Source organism: Janthinobacterium sp. BHSEK (assembly GCF_056174685.1).
In genome coordinates this window covers 1-1,247 of the sequence record NZ_JBWBYV010000203.1, presented here as the reverse complement: position 1 = coordinate 1,247, position 1,247 = coordinate 1, and the positions used below count along the sequence as shown (strand labels likewise).

2 protein-coding genes are annotated in these 1,247 nt (G+C 63.0%); both read right to left on the bottom strand.

What is annotated here, in order from left to right; translation table 11 throughout:
• A partial coding sequence (locus tag AC0V2Y_RS28420; protein WP_475418462.1) for a hypothetical protein occupies positions 1-265 on the bottom strand: 265 nt, incomplete at its 3' end.
• Positions 265-1,095 (bottom strand): hypothetical protein, encoded by an 831-nt coding sequence (locus AC0V2Y_RS28415; RefSeq protein ID WP_475418461.1) that lies wholly within the window; start codon positions 1,093-1,095, stop codon positions 265-267. The genes AC0V2Y_RS28415 and AC0V2Y_RS28420, both read right to left, overlap by 1 nt.
• Positions 1,096-1,247: the final 152 nt, after the last annotated feature.

Below are 1,247 nucleotides of genomic sequence, written 5' to 3'. Positions count from 1 at the left end.
ATGTTGCGATTTTCCAATATTGTGCTGCCCCTCCACCATTGCGGTAAACAAAGCCAAACTTGGAAACTGGCCCTGCTGCGATAGACAAATTTGTAACAATTGGCATATCCGGGTCGAGCCAGGATGGCGCGATTCGCCCATTCGCATCACCAAGCGGCGACCTGCCCGCAGCCGGCGCATACGACGCCACCACGGCGCCGCGCCCGGCCAGTTCATTCAGGCGCCGGATCACATCTTTCTGGCCATAGTAAAAAAAGTCGCCCATTACAGTTCCTCGATTTCGATGTTGGTGGCATATGCCTGGTAATACGGGGTAGTGATGGCGGAATTGCTGGCGAGGCGGCCGTACACCTGGTGCGCCTGCTCGAGCTCGCCGTCTTCGCTGTCCGGATACAGGCTGACCAGCAAGGGGAGCGTCAGGCCATTGCCGCGCACGATGCGCCACAGCTCGGCCCGATCCAGCGACGTCATGTGTTCGAGCGCGAGCGACAGCTTGCGATACATCGCACCCCGTTCGACCATTTGCCCGCCGGACCCGGTGCGGTACTGGGTGCTGCTATCGAACGAAGTGACGCCCGCACCGTACGAGGCGTTCTGCTCCGGACTCCAGTAGGGGCCGGCCACCAGGCGCGCCGCCTCGATGTAGCCTGCCGGATTGTCCGGGTCCGCCAACTCGATAATCAGTTTCTTGATGCTGACCATCGGGAACCAGCAGCGCGCATACGTGCCGCCGCCATAGCTGAAGGCATTCACGCCCAGCGGCAGCGCGCCCCAGTCCCACATGCCCAGCCTGGCGTACTCGCATGCCGGCACCGTACCGGTGTCGAAATCGGCCACGGCGTCACCTGGCTCGACGTAGCCGCGCACGCGGATCGTCGCCGTCGGCGTCAGGTTGCAAAATGGCAGGGCCACACATCCGACGATCTCGGGCGAGGCCCAGGTGGCCGTAATGGTCAGCGCCAGGCCTATCGAGCGCAGCAGGTAAAACTTGTCTTCGAGCTGCAGATTCGCCGGGCCCAGCTCTCCGGTTTGGCTCGATGCGGTCAGCGCGGCCCGATCGGCGGCGTTATCGTAGACGATGCGAAGATTGGTCATCAAAACCCCTGCAAGACGGGTACCGGCCATACCACAGCTGCTACTTGCCCTATCGTGGTGGCGGCCTCCAGCTCACCGCGTAACGCCTGGCCCTGATCGATGACGGCTTGCACGTGCGCGCCGGCCGCCGCGCCCAGGGCCATCGTTTCGGC

Excerpts from the sequence above, each read along its gene's own strand:
- AC0V2Y_RS28415 (WP_475418461.1), bottom strand. The coding sequence starts at position 1,095 with ATGACCAATCTTCGCATCGTCTACGATAACGCCGCCGATCGGGCCGCG.